16 protein-coding genes are annotated in these 18076 nt (G+C 26.8%); 14 read left to right on the forward strand and 2 right to left on the reverse strand.

Features of this window, described 5'->3' with window-relative positions; all coding sequences use genetic code 11:
- Positions 1 to 5: 5 nt before the first annotated feature.
- Complete coding sequence (locus GM111_RS04470; RefSeq protein ID WP_156299671.1) at positions 6 to 1361, forward strand: PTS fructose transporter subunit IIC; 1356 nt, start codon at positions 6 to 8, stop codon at positions 1359 to 1361.
- 62 nt (positions 1362 to 1423) lie between these two features.
- Here the strand turns inward: GM111_RS04470 and GM111_RS04475 are convergent, their stop codons facing one another.
- A complete protein-coding gene (locus GM111_RS04475) occupies positions 1424 to 2368 on the reverse strand; it encodes an IS3 family transposase (RefSeq protein WP_156299672.1) in 945 nt (314 codons plus the stop codon).
- Positions 2275 to 2811, reverse strand: coding sequence for a helix-turn-helix domain-containing protein (locus tag GM111_RS04480; protein WP_156299673.1), 537 nt, complete (start codon positions 2809 to 2811; stop codon positions 2275 to 2277). The genes GM111_RS04475 and GM111_RS04480 overlap by 94 nt, the downstream gene beginning before the upstream one ends.
- Positions 2812 to 2964: 153 nt before the next feature.
- Between GM111_RS04480 and rbsK the strand changes: the two genes are divergently transcribed.
- The 13 genes from rbsK to GM111_RS04545 all read left to right on the forward strand — a co-directional run.
- Positions 2965 to 3876: a ribokinase gene (gene rbsK / locus GM111_RS04485; RefSeq protein WP_156299674.1), complete on the forward strand. Its 912-nt coding sequence runs from the start codon at positions 2965 to 2967 to the stop codon at positions 3874 to 3876.
- Position 3877: 1 nt separating this feature from the next.
- Positions 3878 to 5332 (forward strand): AbgT family transporter, encoded by a 1455-nt coding sequence (locus GM111_RS04490; RefSeq protein ID WP_156299675.1) that lies wholly within the window; start codon positions 3878 to 3880, stop codon positions 5330 to 5332.
- Positions 5333 to 5345: 13 nt separating this feature from the next.
- Positions 5346 to 6266, forward strand: coding sequence for a ribonucleoside hydrolase RihC (gene rihC / locus GM111_RS04495; protein WP_231479768.1), 921 nt, complete (start codon positions 5346 to 5348; stop codon positions 6264 to 6266).
- 19 nt (positions 6267 to 6285) lie between these two features.
- Positions 6286 to 7644, forward strand: coding sequence for a C4-dicarboxylate transporter DcuC (dcuC, locus tag GM111_RS04500; RefSeq protein ID WP_156299677.1), 1359 nt, complete (start codon positions 6286 to 6288; stop codon positions 7642 to 7644).
- Positions 7645 to 7660: 16 nt separating this feature from the next.
- Positions 7661 to 8623: a LacI family DNA-binding transcriptional regulator gene (locus GM111_RS04505; RefSeq protein ID WP_156299678.1), complete on the forward strand. Its 963-nt coding sequence runs from the start codon at positions 7661 to 7663 to the stop codon at positions 8621 to 8623.
- A gap of 151 nt (positions 8624 to 8774) precedes the next feature.
- Positions 8775 to 9803, forward strand: a complete 1029-nt coding sequence (locus GM111_RS04510; protein ID WP_156299679.1) for a LacI family DNA-binding transcriptional regulator — start codon at positions 8775 to 8777, stop codon at positions 9801 to 9803.
- 54 nt (positions 9804 to 9857) lie between these two features.
- Positions 9858 to 11069 carry an ABC transporter substrate-binding protein gene (locus tag GM111_RS04515; protein WP_156299680.1) on the forward strand — a complete coding sequence of 404 codons (1212 nt, stop codon included), beginning with the start codon at positions 9858 to 9860 and terminating at the stop codon, positions 11067 to 11069.
- Between the two features lie 22 nt (positions 11070 to 11091).
- Positions 11092 to 11976: a carbohydrate ABC transporter permease gene (locus tag GM111_RS04520; protein WP_156299681.1), complete on the forward strand. Its 885-nt coding sequence runs from the start codon at positions 11092 to 11094 to the stop codon at positions 11974 to 11976.
- Complete coding sequence (locus GM111_RS04525; protein WP_156299682.1) at positions 11976 to 12812, forward strand: carbohydrate ABC transporter permease; 837 nt, start codon at positions 11976 to 11978, stop codon at positions 12810 to 12812. Before GM111_RS04520 ends, GM111_RS04525 begins: the two co-directional genes overlap by 1 nt.
- Before the next feature lie 2 nt (positions 12813 to 12814).
- A complete protein-coding gene (locus GM111_RS04530) occupies positions 12815 to 14980 on the forward strand; it encodes a glycoside hydrolase family 31 protein (RefSeq protein WP_156299683.1) in 2166 nt (721 codons plus the stop codon).
- Positions 14981 to 15020: 40 nt separating this feature from the next.
- Entirely contained in the window at positions 15021 to 16334 is a 1314-nt protein-coding gene (gene xylA, locus GM111_RS04535; RefSeq protein ID WP_156299687.1) for a xylose isomerase, read from the forward strand.
- Between the two features lie 9 nt (positions 16335 to 16343).
- Positions 16344 to 17831 carry a xylulokinase gene (xylB, locus tag GM111_RS04540; RefSeq protein ID WP_156299684.1) on the forward strand — a complete coding sequence of 496 codons (1488 nt, stop codon included), beginning with the start codon at positions 16344 to 16346 and terminating at the stop codon, positions 17829 to 17831.
- Positions 17832 to 17907: 76 nt separating this feature from the next.
- Positions 17908 to 18076, forward strand: a 169-nt coding sequence (locus tag GM111_RS04545) for an ATP-binding cassette domain-containing protein (protein WP_156299685.1), incomplete at its 3' end; no start/stop codon positions are given.

An 18076-nucleotide genomic window follows, 5' to 3' on the forward strand; every position in this document is an offset into this window, starting at 1 on the left:
TTAAGATGAAAATATTAGTAGTTACGGGATGCCCTACGGGAATTGCCCATACATTTATTGCAGAGCAAAAATTTAAAAAAGTTGCTGAAGAACTAGAACTTGATGTAAAAGTTGAAACACATGGTCAAGTTGGAGTTCAAAATAGATTTACAGAAGAAGAAATTAATTCAGCACAAGGAATTATAGTTGCAGCAGATAAAGATGTTGAAGTTGGAAGATTTGTAGGTAAGCAAGTAATAGAAGTTTCTGTTTCAAAGGGAATAAAAAACGCTAAAGAACTTTTATTAGCAATTTCTGAAAATAAAGGGGAAATATTAGGAGGAGAGAAAAAAGAAACTGTAGAATTTAAGAATGAAACAGGAATTGGAAGAACGATTTATAAACACCTTATGAATGGGATTTCTCATATGTTACCATTTGTAGTTGGAGGAGGAGTGTTAATAGCTGTATCTTTCTTATTTGGAATTTTTTCTTTTGATCCAGCCAGTGATCAATATAATCCTTTTGCAGCTCTTCTTAAAAATACAGGAGGTTTAGCATTTCAAATGATGATACCTATATTATCAGGGTATATCGCAGCCTCTATTTCGGAAAGACCTGGATTGGTAGTTGGTATAGTTGGAGGATTATACGCTAATCAAAGTGGAGCAGGATTTTTGGGAGGAATAATTGCAGGATTTTTAGCTGGATATATAATAGTATTACTTAAAAAAGTATTTTCAGTTTTACCTAAATCTCTTGAAGGGACTAAGCCTATATTTCTTTACCCAGTTTTTGGTATTTTCTTAATAGGTGTGATAATGAATTTTACTATAGCGCCTATTACATATATTAATAATGTTATGATGGATTTTATTGCTTCTTTTCAAAATTCAAATCCAATAATTTTAGGAATAATAGTTGGATCTATGTGTGCATTTGATATGGGAGGTCCAGTGAATAAAGCGGCTTATGTTACAGGGACACTGTTACTTGGTCAAGGAAATTATTATTTTATGGCAGGAGTTTCAGCAGCTTGTATTACTCCACCATTAATTACAACGGTAGCAGCGTTACTTTATAAAAATAAATTTACAAAAGATCAACAAAATGCAGCTTATGTTAACTTTGTATTAGGATCTGCACATATAACAGAAGGTGCTATACCATTTGCTGCAGAAAATCCTTTAGTAGTTTTGCCGATTTTAATGTTAGGTTCTTCAATTTCGGCAATACTTAGCTATATATTTAAAGTACAAGTTCCAGCACCGCATGGTGGATTTTTAGTATTACCTCTTGTGACTAATGCATTCCTTTGGGTAGTTGCGATTGCTATAGGATCAATAATAGGAGGAGTAATATACGGTAAATTTAAAAAATAAGATTAAATTTATTAAAAAGAAGGTAAAAATGATATGTACCCAAAATTCTGGACACATATGAATTAGACTATGGAAATGGATGTTTGCCTGTACTTAACAGGAGGCATCCATTTTGTTTTAGCCTGTATTCTTTTATTATTATAATATTCTATATATTCTTTTATTGCTTTTGAAAATTCTTCAAAAGATTTATACTTGTATTCTTCACCATAATACATTTCTACTTTTAATCTAGCAAAAAAAGTTTCTATTATTGAATTATCATAACAATTTCCTTTCCTTGACATAGATTGTGTAATATTATGTTTTTTTAATTCATTTATGTAATGATTATGCTGATAATGCCACCCTTGATCTGAATGAAATATCAATTTTTTAATATGAGGAAATTTTTTAGATGCTTTCTTAAGCATTGTAGATACTAATTCTAAATTAGGACTCAATGAAATATGATATGATATTATTTCATTATTATACATATCTAGTATTGGAGAAAAGTAACATTTACCCCATTTAAATGAAAATTCAGATATATCTGTACTCCATTTTTGTAATGGTGCTGTTGCATTAAAATCTCTATTAATTATATTTTTTGCAACCTTCCCTATCTCTCCTTTATATGAACGATATTTACTCTTAGGTCTTCTAGCCAATAATCCCATTTTATTCATTAATCTTTGGACTCTTTTATGGTTAATCTTATATCCTAAATTCAATAATTCTCTATGTACTCTACGTACTCCATATCTACATTTATGCTCTTCAAATATTTTTTTAATCAATATCATTATCTCTTTATTACGTTCTTCTACTACATCTATTTTACTGATTTCATAATAGTATGTAGATTTTGACATACAAGTAGCTTTCAATAAATATTTTAGCTTATATCCTTTTTCACGAAGCTCTTTAACTATTCCTGCTTTTTCGCCTTGAGTAAGTTTGCTTCCTTTTCTTTTCTCAAGGCCATCATTTTTTTTATTACAGCCTGCTCTGTTCTTAAATATTCATTTTCTTCTCTTAATCTAATTAATTCTTCATATTCAGATTCATTTAATTGTCTTGGTTTATTCTCTTCTATATCTTTTATTTTCTTTTTCATGGGTGGACGACCTTTCTTTTTCTCTATAAGTCCATTATACCCATAATTTTGATAATTGTACACCCATTTAGATATTATAGAAGGGTTAATTCCTTCAATAATACTGATAGAATTAATAGAATTAGCAGCTAAATATTTATTTACAATAACTAATTTTTCATCGGCTGACCATTTTTTCCAAGATTGTTTAGGTTTAAGTATGTCAATTCCGTGATGATCTGCAAGTAATACCCAATGTCTAATTTTATCTCTAAATCTTTTTGTTCGTAAACCATCTGGTGTTTCTGGATAAATTCCTTTTTTGTACATTTCAACACATTTCTTTTTAAATTCAAAACTGTAACGCATAAAAATACCCTCCTTACTGGTTTGTCCAGTAAAGAGGGTACATATCAAAAACCTTCTTTTTATTTTATAAGTATCTTGACTTTTTAAAAAATCGAGGTATTATTTACTATAAATCGTAATCGTTTACGATAATGACTTTAGGAGGAGATTAACTTGAATAAAGCATTAGTGGTAGGAAGTTTAAATATGGATATTACAGCAAAAGTAGAAAAATTACCTAAATTAGGTGAGACAATTATGGGATATGATTGTTATAAAAGTTGTGGAGGTAAGGGGGCAAATCAAGCAGTAGCATTATCAAAGTTAGATATGAATACTAAAATGATAGGATGTGTTGGTTTTGATAGTGATGGGGATGAATTAATTGAAAATTTAATTAAGAATAAAGTAGAACCAATAATTATAAAAAGTAATAAAGTTACTGGAAAAGCTATAATTACAGTAGATAATAATGGTGATAATAATATAATAGTAATTCCAGGTGCTAACTTTGAAATAAAAAAAGATGATATAGATGAAAAAATAGATTTTATTAAAGAAACAGATATAGTTATTTTACAAAATGAAATACCTATTGATGTTACAAATTACGTATTAAAAAAAGCAAAAGAAAATAATAAAAAAACAATTTTTAATCCTGCGCCAGCAGTAAAATTATCTAATGAAATTTTTAAAAATATAGATTACTTAATTTTGAATGAAACAGAATTTGAATATATTTTTGAAACAAATTATGAAGATAGTGAAAAAGTATTAAATATAAAAAAAGAAAATTCAATAAATAACTTAATAATAACGCTTGGAGAAAAAGGTGTTAGAGTAGTAAATGAAAAGTTTAAATTAATAGATATTCCAGCTTATAAAGTAAAAGCTGTAGATACAACTGCCGCAGGAGATTCATTTATTGGAGCGTTTGCATCATGTATTACTAAAGGCCAAAGTTTAGAAGAGTCTATTAAATTTGCCATTGCGGTATCAGCTATAGTAGTTACTAAAAATGGAGCTCAAGAAAGTATACCAACTTATGAAGAAACAAAAAGATTTATAGAAAGTATGTGCATATAAAATGAAGAAAAGTAAATTTAGTCCTATACTTATTTTTATTTTTTTATGGATAATAGTATTAATTTTTTCCTACATACTTAGAGATACAAGTTTTTATTTAGAGACTCAAGATAAAAATTATGTAATAGAAAATTTATTAAACCATTCAGGAATTGAATGGATTTTAAGTAATGGAGTAAAAAATTTTTCAGATTTTAATGTATTACCAATAGTTTTAATTGTAGTTTTAGGAATAGGTATAGCTGAAGAAACAAAATATTTAGAATTAGTTTTAAAACAACTAATAATAAAAATACCGAAATATTTAATTACACCATTACTATTATTGTTAGGTATAATAGGTAATCTTGCGGGAAGTGCTTCCTTTGCTATTGTGCCATCATTAGGGGCTATAATGTTTAAAATTGCAAATAAAAACCCCTTATTAGGAATAATTACAGGTTTTATCGGAGTTGCTGGAGGATTAAGTGCTAATATATTTATTTCAACAACTGATGTAATAAGTTCTTCAATAACACAAAATGCTGCAAGAATTGTAGATAAAAATTTTAATGTATTACCTACATCAAATTGGTATTTTTTTGCTGTTTCTACTATATTACTTATGTTAGTAGGTACTTTGGTTATAGAATATATTGTTTCTCCTATGGTTAATAAATATGAAGTAATAAATTTTCAAGAGGAAATAGTAGATTTATCAAAAAATGAAAAAAAAGGAATTTTTTATGCAAATATTTCATTATTAGGATATTTATTAATATTGATTCTATTATTTATACCTAAAAATGGAATTTTAAGAGGAGTGGATGGAGATTTAATAAATTCAACATTAATTAAAGGAATAATACCTATAATTACATTATTATTTATGATTCCAGCTATTGTTTTTGGTAAACATATTAAACTAATAAATAATTTTAATGATTTCATAGATTTATTGAATAAAAGTATAAGTAAATATTCTAACTTTATTGTTTTATGTTTTTTTGCCTCTCAGTTTATAGGGATATTTAAGAAAAGTAATATTGGATTATATTTTTCATATTTAGGGATAAAATTAATATCTAAGTTTAATTTAAATATATATGTCTTTATTATTTTATTTATAGTATTTTCAATGATTTTAAATATTTTTATTGGATCAATGAGTGCAAAGTGGATTATAATGGCACCAATTTTTATACCTTTATTTATAAATTTAGGATTTACTCCTGCATTTGGGCAATTGGTATTTAGAATAGCTGATTCTGTTACGAATCCAATTTCACCATTAGAACCTTTTGTACCTTTTATTTTAGCAACTATGAATAAATATAATAAAGATATTGGTTTTTATGAATTATTTAAATTTATGTTCCCTTTATCAATTTCATTTTTAATAGTTTGGTTGATACAGTTATTTATATATATATTATTTAATTTTAATATTGGTCCATCAACATCAATATTTATTTAATTAGGAGGAAATTATGAGAAAAAATTTAATAATTGATACTGACCCAGGTATTGATGATGCAGTAGCGATTGCAATAGCATTATTTTCAGAAAAATATAATGTTAATCTAATTTCAACAGTTGCAGGTAATGTTGATATTGAAAAAGTAACTTTAAATGCTAGAAGATTATTGAAATTTTTTGGAAAAGAAGAAATACCAGTTGTAATGGGAAGTAAATCACCTTTAATTGAAAAACTTGAAACAGCTGTAGATGTTCATGGTCTTAGTGGAATGGAAGGCTGGGATTTTGAAGATCCAGTGGTAGATATAGTTGATGAAAATTTCTTAAGCTATATGTATAAAACGATAATGGAAAAAGACAAAAAAACTACTATAATGGCTATAGGTCCTTTAACAAATATTGCACTTTTATTAAAAATTTATCCTGATGTTAAAAATAAAATTGAGGAAATAGTTTTTATGGGTGGAAGTTTAACTAGAGGAAATAAAGGAGTTATGTCAGAATTTAATATAGCTGTTGATCCAGAAGCAGCATACATTGTAATTCACTCAGGGGTACCTATAGTAATGGCTGGATTAGATATAGGACTTAAAGCCTTAATATATCCAGAAGATAGTGAAAAAATAAAAGTTCAGAATAAAACAGGTGAAATGGTGTATTCATTATTTAAAAAGTATCGTGGTGGAAGTTTTAATACAGGATTAAAAATGTATGATTCAACAGCTGTTGCATATTTATTAAAACCTGATTTATTTGAATATGTTGACACATATGTTGATGTAGAGTTAAAAGGAGAGATGACTAAAGGAGTAACTCTAGTAGATTTAAGAGGATATTTAAAAAAAGATATAAAGAATGTAAAAGTAATAACAGATGTAAAAGCGGAAGAATTTAGAACATGGTTTATAGAATCGTTAAATAAATGTATATAATAAGAGAAAGGATGATGTTATGTTAGAAATTATTATTGCAATAATTGTCGTTTCATTTGTTGCATATTTAATTGTAAAAAAATTTGATTCAATTTTAGCCTTAGCATTAGGAGGTTTAATTTTACTTTTTTGTGCAGCTTTATTAGGACATACAATTCTTGATGAAAAAGTAACTACAGGATTTGTGTATTTAGATGTTTTCAAAGTTATTGAAACACTATTCTTGAAAAATTTAGGTAATATTGGTCTTACAATTATGACTTTATTTGGTTACTCAGCTTATATGAATGTTATTGGTGCAAATGATGTAACTATTGATATTATGACAAAACCTTTAAAAACAATTAAAGCTAAGTATCTTTTAATTCCAATAATTTTTTTACTAGGTAATTTAATGTCGTTAGTATTACCAAGTGCTTCAAGTTTAAGTATTTTACTTATGGCAACATTATTTCCTATTTTAACTAGTTTAGAAATTTCACCATTAGCAGCTGCAGGGGTTATTGCAACTACGGCAACAATTATGCCGACACCATTAGGTGCTGATAATGTAATTGCTGCAGAAACATTTGGAATGAATATTGTAGATTATGTAAGAGATCATGCTATGATTTCTATTCCAACATTATTGATAATGGCATTAGCTCATTATTTCTGGCAAAAATATTTAGATAAAAAAGATGGATTTACTCAAGTTGATTTAAATATGAAAAATCAAGTTAAAGATACAAAAGATTTAATGCCAATATATTATGGTATTTTACCTTTATTACCTTTAATTTTAGTATTAATAATAAATATATTCTTTAAACAAGTTAAAGTAGGATTAGTTACAATTACATTTATCTCATTAATTATTTCGATAATTGTAGATACACTAAAAACTAAAAATTTACCAAAACTTAGTTCTGAATTAAAAGAGTATTTTAAAGGTATGGGTAATGGATTAAGTATGGTAGTAACATTATTAGTAGCAGCAGGAATGCTAGTTGAAGGATTAAAAGCATTAGGGATTATAAAAATGTTAACTGGATCAGTTAATAATTTAAATGGTGCAGGAATATTTATGATTTTAGGATTTAGCTTAATCACTTTAATTATAGGTTTAATATCAGGAAGTGGATTATCTGTATTCTATGCAACTGTTGCATTAATACCAGCAGTAGCAACAGCAGCTAAAATACCACCACAAACAATATCATTACCAATGCAAATGTTTGCTAACTTAGTAAGATCAATTTCACCTGTTGCAGCAGTAATAGTTATTATATCAACTACAATGAATGCAAGACCTACAGATGTAATTAAAAGAACAATAGTTCCAATAGTTGTAGGAATGATTAGTATATTAGTTTTAACATTTATACTACTTGTTTAATTTAAAAAGGAAATATATGAAAATAAAAGATATAGCAAAGCTTGCTGGAGTATCAGTTGCTACAGTATCTAGGGTATTAAATAATAAAGAAGATGTTAATTCAAAAACTAGAAAAAGAATTTTAGAATTAATAAAAAATAATGATTATAGACCTAGTGCTATTGCTAGGAATTTAGTTAAAAATGAAAATAATACAATAGGAGTAATAGTTCCAGATATTAAGAATTTATATTTTTCTAATATTATAAATGAACTAACGAATATTTCAAATGATAGAGGGTTAAATTTATTATTAGGATGTAGCAACGAAGATTTCGACATTCAAAATAATTATATAGATTTATTTCTAAAAGAGAGAGTAAAAGGTATAATAATAGTTGTAACAAAAAATTCGAATTATAAAATTGAATATTTTAAAGAATTGATAAAAAAAATCCCTGTAGTTTTTTTAGATAGGAAAATTAGTGATGATTTTTCTGGTGTTTTCATTGAAAACTATCAAACTACCTATAATTCAATAAAAAAAATGATAGATAATGGAGCTAGAAATATTGCTTTTATAAGTGGACCGTTAGATGTTTCAACTGCAAATGAAAGGTTTAAAGCATATAAGGATGTTTTGGTAAATAATAGAATAAAATATGATGAAAGTAATGTTTTTTATGGAGATTTTTCAATGGAAAGTGGATATAAAATAGGGAAAGAAATTATAAAAAAAGATATAGATGCTGTATATATATCAAATAATCTTATGACGTTTGGTTTTATGAAAGCTCTTAAAGAACTTAATGAAAATATAACAAAATATCAAATATCTACCTTTGAAAATAATGAAATTTTAGATTTTATGAATAAGAATATACATTCTAATATTATTCCATTTAATAAATTTTCTGAAATTGCAATAGAATTGTTAAATGATTTAATATACAAAAATAAAGAAAAGGAAATATTAGAAATATTTCCTATAGAGAAATAGAGTAAAACTTGGTTTAATTTTTTAAACCAAGTTTTTAGTTTAATTATCAAAGAATACTTATAATTTTTAGAGAATAAAAATAAAAATTATAAATCTATTGACAAAAATAAAAATCAAGGTAAAATATATTGTGCACGAACACGGAGGTTTTATGGCTATAACTATAAAAAAAATTGCGGAACTAGCAGAAGTCTCAAGAGGAACGGTAGATAGAGTTTTGAATAATAGAGGCGGAGTTAGAGAAGAAGTTAAGACTAAAATATTAAATATTATTGAAGAACAAAATTATAGACCTAATATGGTCGCGAAGGCATTAGCTCAAAAACAATTTTCTCAAAAAAAAATAGGAATAATATTAAATTCTGTAGACAATCCGTTCTATGAGGAAGTTATAAAAGGAATACTTGATAAAGAAAAAAGTATAAGAGATTTTGGATTTAGTATAATAATGGAAAATAAAAAAGGATATCAAGTTTTAGAACAAATAAAAGCTATTGATAATATGTTAGAGAATAATGTTGATGCTTTAATTATTTCTCCAATAAATGATATTAGAGTAGTAGAAAAATTAAATCAAGTTTCACAAAAAAAAATTCCGATTGTTAATGTAAATATAGATGTTGAGGGAAGTGAAAGATTAGTTTACATAGGTTCTAATTATATACAAGCAGGTAGAGTTGCTGCATCTTTATTTTCACTAATTTCTAAAAATAAAGAATATAATGTTGCGATAGTAACAGGTTCTAATTTAGTTTTAGGACATAATTTAAGAATAAAAGGATTTAAAGAATTTATTAAAGAAAACAATTCTAATATAAATATAATATGTATTGAGGAAAATGAGGATATTGATGAAATATCATATAAAGTTACAAAAAAAATTCTTGAAAATAATAAAGTGAATGGAATATTTTTTTGTGCAGCAGGTATTAAAGGTGGCTTAAAAGCAATTAAAGAAAAGGAACTTATTGATAAATTAGATATAATCACAGTGGATTTAACACCTGAAGTTAGGAAAAATATGACTAAAGGAAATATTGTTGCAACTATATGTCAGGAACCTTATAGACAAGGTTTTGAAGCTACTGAAATTATTTTTAATTATTTAATGATGGGATTTGAGCCTCAAAATAAAATTATACATACAAATACAGAAATAAAAATGAAAGATAATCTTTAAAAATTTTAAAATTAAATGTGCGCGAGCACGAAAAAATAGATAGGAGTGATTATTATGAAAAAAATTATCATATTATTAAGTATGATATTTATGATGTTTAGTTGTGGAACTAAGAAAGAATCTACAGATGCGACTGAAGAAAAAGTTATTAAAGTTTGGACGTATCTTTCTAATAATGAAGCAAAGGTTTTTCAAACACAATTAGACAATTATTCTAAAGAGAAAGGTGTAAAAATTCAAGCTGAATATATACCTTTTGGTGATTATAAAAAACAATTATCAGTAGCAATAGGTGCTGGAACATTACCTGATATAATAATGATAGACAATCCAGACCATGCTCAATTTGCTCAAATGGGAATATTTGCAGATATTACAGATAAAATGAATGCATGGGAAGGAAAAGATATGTATTTTAAAGGCCCAATGTTATCAACAATGGTTGATGGAAAACATTATGGATTACCTTTTACAAGTAATAACTTAGCATTATTCTATAATAAAAAAATGTTAAATGAAGCTGGAGTTGAAGTACCAACTACTTGGGTTGAATTAAAAGAAGCAGCTAAAAAATTAACAAAAAATGGAATTTTCGGAATGGCAGTGGGATCACCTAAAAATGAAGAAGCAACATTCCAATTCTTACCATGGATGATTTCTGCAGGTGGATCATATGATAAATTAAATTCAGAAGGAACAATTAAAGCAGCAAGTTTTTGGAGAGAATTAATAGTAGAAGGATTAATGAGTAAAGAAACTCCAACATGGGGACAAGGAGATGCACAAAAACAATTCTCAGCAGAAAAAGTAGCTATGTTTATTGGAGGACCATGGATGGTTTCTCAAATTACAACAGATAATCCAAATATTGAATTTGGTGTAGCGATGATGCCAGTAGATAAAGTAAATGCATCTGTATTAGGAGGAGAAAATTTAGGTATAACTTCAAGTACTAAAGATTTAGATGCAGCATGGGATTTATTAAAATATATAGGAGATTATAATACTGTAAAAGAATTTATAGGTCAAACAGGATACTTCCCACCAAGAAGTGATGTAGCAAAAGAACCAGAATGGACAACAGATCCTATTAAAAAAGTATTTGCTGAACAAATGCAATATGCATTACCAAGAGGACCTCATGCTAAATGGCCTGAAATTTCTGAAGCGATTTATACAGCTCTTCAAGAAATAGAAGTTGGAGCATTAACTCCTGAAGAAGCATTAAACAATGCACAAATGAAAATAGAACCTTTATTAAAATAAATTAGAATAGGAGAGGGTATTAATGAGAAGACTTAAAGAAAAAATTGGTTATTTGTATATTTTACCTGCAGTTTTATTTATGCTGTTTTTTGTAGGATATCCAATAGTATATAATATCATTATCAGTTTTCAAGAAGTAAATTTAATGTCATTGAATACTGGAATAAAACCTTTTGTAGGACTGAGAAATTACATAACAGTTTTAAATAATCCTGTATTTTATAAGGCTTTATTTAATACCCTTTTTTATACTGTTGTTTGTATTATATTTCAATTTACTATAGGATTTGCACTTGCTATGTTTTTTAATATAGATTTTAAATTAGCTAGATTTATTAGAGGTTTAATAATGGTAGCATGGTTATTACCTTTAACCGTAACAGCACTAAATTTTAAATTTATGTTTGCTATAAATGGAGGAATAATTAATGAAATACTATTGAGATTACATATTATTAAAGAACCAATTGAATGGTTATTAGGGCAAAAAAGTTCAATGTGGAGTTTAATTATTACTAATATTTGGATAGGAATACCATTTAATATGATTTTATTAGTAACAGGATTAAGTACTATTCCTAAAACACTTTATGAAAGTGCAGAATTAGATGGTTCAAATTGGTTTCAAAAAATAATTTATATTACATTACCTTCAATAAAACCAGCAATATTAGCTGTAATTACTTTAGGATTTATTAATACATTTAAAGTATTTGATTTAGTATTTATAATGACTAATGGTGGACCTGTTAATGCTACGGAGGTTTTATCAACACTTTCTTATAGATATTCATTTGATACTTTTAATTTTGGGTTAGGATCAAGTGTAGCGAATATATTATGTTTGATACTAGTAATAGTTTCAGTTATTTATATTAAATTTATAAAACAAGACGAGGTTATGTGATGATTAAAAAAAATAAAATGGAATATATCTATAATTTTATAGCTATTATTATAGCAATTGTATTTTTATTTCCTTTATATTGGATTATAGTATCTTCTTTAAAAACAGATTCTGAAATATTCAGTTTAAATCCGACGATTATTCCTAGAAAAATAATATTTAATGCATATTCAGAACAATTTATTGGAGGAGACTATAATATTTTAAAAGGATTTTTTAATAGTTTAACAGTTTCAATACCAACAATGATAATATCTGTTATTATTTCTGTACCAGCTGCATATGGTCTTGCAAGATTTAATGTTGTAGGTAGAAAATATTTGATACAGTCATTTTTAATAACACAACTGATGCCGGCAACATTACTTTTAACACCAATGTTTATATTATTTAGATTTATAGGGATTACAAATACATTTTTTGCCCCTATTATTGCTAATTGTACTGTTGCAATACCTTTTTCTGTTATGATGCTTAGACCTTATTTTTTATCCTTACCTAAAGATATTGAAGAGGCAGCGATAATAGATGGATGTAATACTTGGACTGCGTTTGTAAGAATAATGTTACCATTAAGTTATCCTGGAATTATAATGTCGGCAATATTTTCTTTCTTATTTGCTTGGGGAGATTTAATTTTTTCTTTAACTTTCTTAGCAGATGGAACAATGAGGCCAATAACAGTGGGGATATATAATTTTGTTGGTAAATATGGAATTCAATGGAATAAAATAATGGCTTTTGGAGTTGTTATAATGATACCTGTAATTTTAATTTTTGTCTTTTTACAAAAATATATAATAGGAGGCTTAACTCAAGGAGCAGTGAAGGAGTAAAAATGAGAGATGTTAATATAAAGGTTTTAAATCAAAGATTAGATATTAGTAATGATTTTAAAAAATATGATAATGCATATTTTAATATGAATGAATTAATAGAATTTGATGGGAAAAACGGGAAAATAAAATGGGATAGATACAATAGAAAATATAGAATGAGTTTTAATGCTATTACAGCTCCATTTGAAAAAACAAATTCTTGGGAATTTCCTGCTGAATATGAAGTGGATGAAATAGGTAAATTTAAAATTTCTTTTATAAGTGAAAATTGTGTAAGAATAAGAATGGATAATAATCATAGAGATATAGTAGATGAAGACTCTTTGATGATATTGAATAAAGTTCAAGATATAGAAAGTGAAATTATAAAAGATGATAATAAATATATAATTAAGGGAAAAAAATATTCTATAAATATTTATAAGAGACCATTTAATATTGAAATAATAAATTCAAATGGAGAAAGTATTTTAAAAACCTTTCAAATTGAAGATAATAAAGGATTAGATAATACATATCCCATACCTTTTTCATATATTAGAGAAATTTCTTCTTTTAAGAGAAAAATTGCAGCAAGTTTTGAATTGAAGTATGATGAAAAATTATATGGATTAGGTGAGTCATTTACAAGATTGAATAAAAGAGGTCAGAAAATAAATTTATGGACATATGATGCTTTAGGAGCACAAAATAGAGATATGTATAAACCAATACCTTTTTATTTTTCAAATAAAGGTTATGGAATATTTATGCACACAAGTTCAGCTATTACATGTGATTTAGGCCGTGATTATGATGGAGTTCAAACTATATATTTAGATGATGATAAAATTGATTTTTTCATTTTTTTAGGAGAACCTAAAGAGATATTAGAAGAATATACAAGTTTAACGGGTAGGGCTAAAATGCCACCTATATGGAGTTTTGGGCTTTGGATGAGTAGAATAACTTATGATAATGAGAAGCAAGTAAGAGAAGTTTCAAAAAGACTTAGAGAAGAAAAAATTCCTTGTGATGTAATACATTTAGATACAGGATGGTTTGAAGAAGATTGGAAATGTAATTATAAATTTTCAGAAAGTAGATTTATTGATCCTAAAAAAATGATGGAAGATCTGAAAGAAGAAGGTTTTAGAGTATCATTATGGCAGCTACCATATATTACTCCAACTAATAGTTTATATAAAGAAGCTTTAGAAAATAAATACTATATCAAGGGTTATGATGGAGAAATTCCTACAGAAGATATAATTATAGACTTTAGTAATGAAAAAGCTGTAAAGTGGTATCAAGAAAAATTAAAAGAATTATTTGAAATGGGTGTTTCAGCAATTAAGGTAGATTTTGGTGAAGCTGCACCATATGAAGCATTATATAGTTCTGGAAAATCAGGAAGATTTGAACATAATTTGTATCCTTTAAGATATAACAAAGCAGTTAATGAAATAACATATAAAATAAATAATGAAAATATAATGTGGGCAAGAAGTGCATGGGCAGGTTCACAAAGATACCCAGTTCATTGGGGTGGAGATGCCGAAATTACAGATTCTTCAATGGCAGCTTCATTAAGGGCAGGTTTATCATTAGGACTTTGTGGTTTTACTTTTTGGAGTCATGATATAGGAGGATTTACATTTAAATCACCAGAAAATTTATATAAAAGATGGATTCCTTTTGGAATGTTAACATCTCACAGTAGAACTCATGGACAACCACCTAAAGAGCCTTGGGAGTACACTAATGAGTTTAAAGAAATTTTTAGAAAGAGTGTTGAATTAAAATATCAACTGTTACCATATATTTTAAAAGAATCTAAATATGCAAGTGAAAAAGGATATCCTTTATTAAGAACATTATTTTTTGAATATCCAACTGATGAATTTGCTTGGAATATAGAAGATGAATATTTATTTGGTAGGGATATTTTAGTGGCCCCTTTATTTGAAGAAAATAAAGATTTAAGAAAAGTATATATTCCTGAAGGAATATGGATTGATTACTTTACTAAAGAAAAATATAATGGAAATAAATATTATGAAATAAAATCTACAGATTTACCTATAATAATTTTAATTAAAGAGGGAAGTAAAATACCGATGATACCAGTTTATCAAAGTACAGATTTTATAGATTGGAGTAAAGAATATATAGTAGAATTTTAAATTGAAAGGAGAATATGGATGTAAATCCATAATTAGAAAGATGAAAGAATATTTTGTAAATATACCTAAAATTAAATTTGAAGGACCAGATTCTAAAAATCCGTTATCTTTTAAATACTATGATGCAGAAAGAGTTATAAATGGGAAAAAGATGAAAGATCATTTAAAATTTGCAATGTCTTGGTGGCATACAATTGTTGCTGAGGGAGTAGATCCATTTGGTAGAGGAACAATTGATAGAAAATACGGAGAAATTGATGAAATAGCTAGGTCTAAAGCTAAAGTAGATGCAGGTTTTGAATTGATGGAAAAACTTGGAATTGAATATTTTTGTTTTCATGATGTAGATATAGCTGTAGAAGGAAATAATTTTAAAGAATATAGAAAAAATTTAAAAGAGATAGTTCAATATATAAAAGGTAAAATGGAAAATACTAATATAAAATTATTATGGGGAACTGCAAATTGTTTCTCAAATCCAATATATATGCATGGAGCGGCTACATCTTGTAATGTAGATGCATTTGCACATGCTGCTTCTCAAATTAAAAATTCAATAGATGCTACTATAGAATTAAATGGAAGCGGATATGTTTTCTGGGGTGGAAGAGAAGGATATGAGACTTTATTAAATACTGATATGGGATTTGAATTAGATAATTTAGCAAGACTTATGAAAATGGCAGTTAAATATGCAAGAGATAAAGGATTTAAAGGTGATTTTTATATAGAACCTAAACCAAAAGAACCTACAAAACACCAATATGATTTTGATGTTGCAACAACATTAGCATTTTTAAGAAAATATGGATTAGAAAATGATTTTAAAATGAATATAGAAGCAAATCATGCTACGTTATCAGGACATACATTTCAACATGAATTAAATGTTGCAAGAGTTAATAATGTTTTTGGAAGTATAGATGCTAATCAAGGAGATATGCTTTTAGGATGGGATACTGACCAATTTCCTTCAAACATATATGATGCAACGCTTGCAATGTATGAAGTTATAAAAGCTGGTGGGTTTACAAATGGAGGATTAAATTTTGATGCAAAAGTTAGAAGAGGATCATTTACATTTGAAGATATAGTATTAGCTTATATTTTAGGAATGGATACATTTGCTAAAGGCTTAATAAAAGCATTTGAAATAATAGAAGATGGAAGAATAGAGGAAAATATAAAAAATAGATATTCGAGTTATAATTCTGAAATAGGTAAAAAAATATTAGATGAAAACACTAATCTTGAAGAATTAGAGAATTATATTGAAAATAAAGAGAAAATAACAATGGAAAGTGGAAGACAGGAATATTTAGAATCAATATTAAATCAAATTATATTAAGATGAGGTTAGAATATGAAGTATTTAATAGGAATAGATGTTGGGACATCATCAACTAAAACAGTTCTATATAATGAGAATTTAAAAGAAGTATTTGTTTCAAATTATGAATATCCACTATATCAACCGCAAAATGGATGGGCGGAACAAGATCCAAATGATTGGAAAAAAGCTTTAATATATACAATTAAAGATATAGTTAATAACTCTAAAGTTGATGTAAATAATATTGTAGGAATAGGACTTACTGGGCAAATGCATGGATTAGTTATGTTAGATTCTAATTATGATGTTATTCGTCCTTCTATAATTTGGGCAGATCAAAGAACAAGTTTAGAATGTATAGAGATAACAAATAAAGTTGGTGCAGAAAAACTAATAGAAATAACAGCAAATCCTGCTTTACCAGGTTTTACAGCTTCTAAGATAATGTGGATAAAAAATAATGAAATTGAAAATTATAATAAATGTAAGAAAATATTGTTACCAAAAGATTATATTAGATTTATAATGAGTGATGTATTTGCAACAGATGTTAGTGATGCAAGTGGAATGCAATTACTTGATGTACCAAATAGAAGATGGTCGAATGAAATTTTGGAAATTTTAGATATTGATATAGATTTACTAGCAGATGTTTACGAGTCGAATGAAATTGTTGCATATACCAGTAAAAAGTTTTTTGAATTAACAGGATTAAAAGAAGGAATTCCAATTATTGCAGGTGCTGGGGATAATGCAGCAGCTGCAGTAGGAATGGGTGTAATAAAAGAAAATGAAGCATTTACAACTATAGGAACAAGTGGTGTAGTATTTGCTCCTATAAATACACCTATAATTGATAAAAAAGGTAGAGTACATACTTTTTGTGCAGCTATTCCAAATACTTGGCATGTAATGGGAGTTACACAAGCGGCTGGATTATCTTTAAGTTATATGAGAAATTTATTTTTTGGAAATAAAGATTTTTCAGAAATAACCTCAAATTTAGATAAAATTGAAATTGGAGCAGATAAGTTAATATATTTACCATATTTAATGGGTGAAAGAACACCGCATTTGGATTCTGAATGTAGAGGAGTATATTTTGGAATATCAGCCAAACATGATAAAAATCATTTTGTTAGATCGACTATAGAAGGAATTAGTTATTCTTTGAAAAATTGTTTAGATGTAATTGAAGAAATGGGAATAAAAGTAGATGAAATGAAACTTACAGGTGGAGGATCAAAAAATAAAATATGGTCTAAAATGTTAGCAGATATTTTTAATAAAAATATATTGATTGCAAATAATAGTGGAACTACTTTAGGTGTAGCTCTATTAGTTGCGGATAAATTAGAATTAATCAGTTTAAATGATTATTTTGAAAAAAATAACAGTCAAATTGAAAAATTTATTCCAAATAAAATGAATTATGATAAATATATGAAAGTTTATCAAATATATAATGAATTATATATTAGTTTAAAAGAACAATTTAAAAAATTATCGCAATTGTAAAATTCCTCTAAATATAGGAAACACTCGTATATTAAATGCGAGTGTTTTTACAAAAATAAATCTTAGGAGAAAAATAATGGCAGAAGTAATATTAAAGAATGTAGAAAAACAATATCCGAATGGATTTAAAGCAGTACATGGAATAAACCTAGAAATAAAAGATGGAGAATTCATGGTATTTGTAGGACCATCAGGATGTGCAAAATCAACAACACTAAGAATGATAGCAGGATTAGAAGACATAA

Source organism: Streptobacillus canis (assembly GCF_009733925.1).
GTDB classification, from domain to species: Bacteria; Fusobacteriota; Fusobacteriia; order Fusobacteriales; family Leptotrichiaceae; genus Streptobacillus; species Streptobacillus canis.

Bases quoted from the DNA above. Each gene is read 5' to 3' on its own strand.
- GM111_RS04470 (WP_156299671.1), top strand. From the start codon at position 6: ATGAAAATATTAGTAGTTACGGGATGCCCTACGGGAATTGCCCATACA.
- GM111_RS04480 (WP_156299673.1), bottom strand. From the start codon at position 2,811: ATGCGTTACAGTTTTGAATTTAAAAAGAAATGTGTTGAAATGTACAAA.
- GM111_RS04490 (WP_156299675.1), top strand. From the start codon at position 3,878: ATGAAGAAAAGTAAATTTAGTCCTATACTTATTTTTATTTTTTTATGG.
- rihC (WP_231479768.1), top strand. From the start codon at position 5,346: ATGAGAAAAAATTTAATAATTGATACTGACCCAGGTATTGATGATGCA.
- dcuC (WP_156299677.1), top strand. From the start codon at position 6,286: ATGTTAGAAATTATTATTGCAATAATTGTCGTTTCATTTGTTGCATAT.
- GM111_RS04505 (WP_156299678.1), top strand. From the start codon at position 7,661: ATGAAAATAAAAGATATAGCAAAGCTTGCTGGAGTATCAGTTGCTACA.
- GM111_RS04510 (WP_156299679.1), top strand. From the start codon at position 8,775: ATGGCTATAACTATAAAAAAAATTGCGGAACTAGCAGAAGTCTCAAGA.
- GM111_RS04515 (WP_156299680.1), top strand. From the start codon at position 9,858: ATGAAAAAAATTATCATATTATTAAGTATGATATTTATGATGTTTAGT.
- GM111_RS04520 (WP_156299681.1), top strand. From the start codon at position 11,092: ATGAGAAGACTTAAAGAAAAAATTGGTTATTTGTATATTTTACCTGCA.
- GM111_RS04525 (WP_156299682.1), top strand. From the start codon at position 11,976: ATGATTAAAAAAAATAAAATGGAATATATCTATAATTTTATAGCTATT.
- GM111_RS04530 (WP_156299683.1), top strand. From the start codon at position 12,815: ATGAGAGATGTTAATATAAAGGTTTTAAATCAAAGATTAGATATTAGT.
- xylA (WP_156299687.1), top strand. From the start codon at position 15,021: ATGAAAGAATATTTTGTAAATATACCTAAAATTAAATTTGAAGGACCA.
- xylB (WP_156299684.1), top strand. From the start codon at position 16,344: ATGAAGTATTTAATAGGAATAGATGTTGGGACATCATCAACTAAAACA.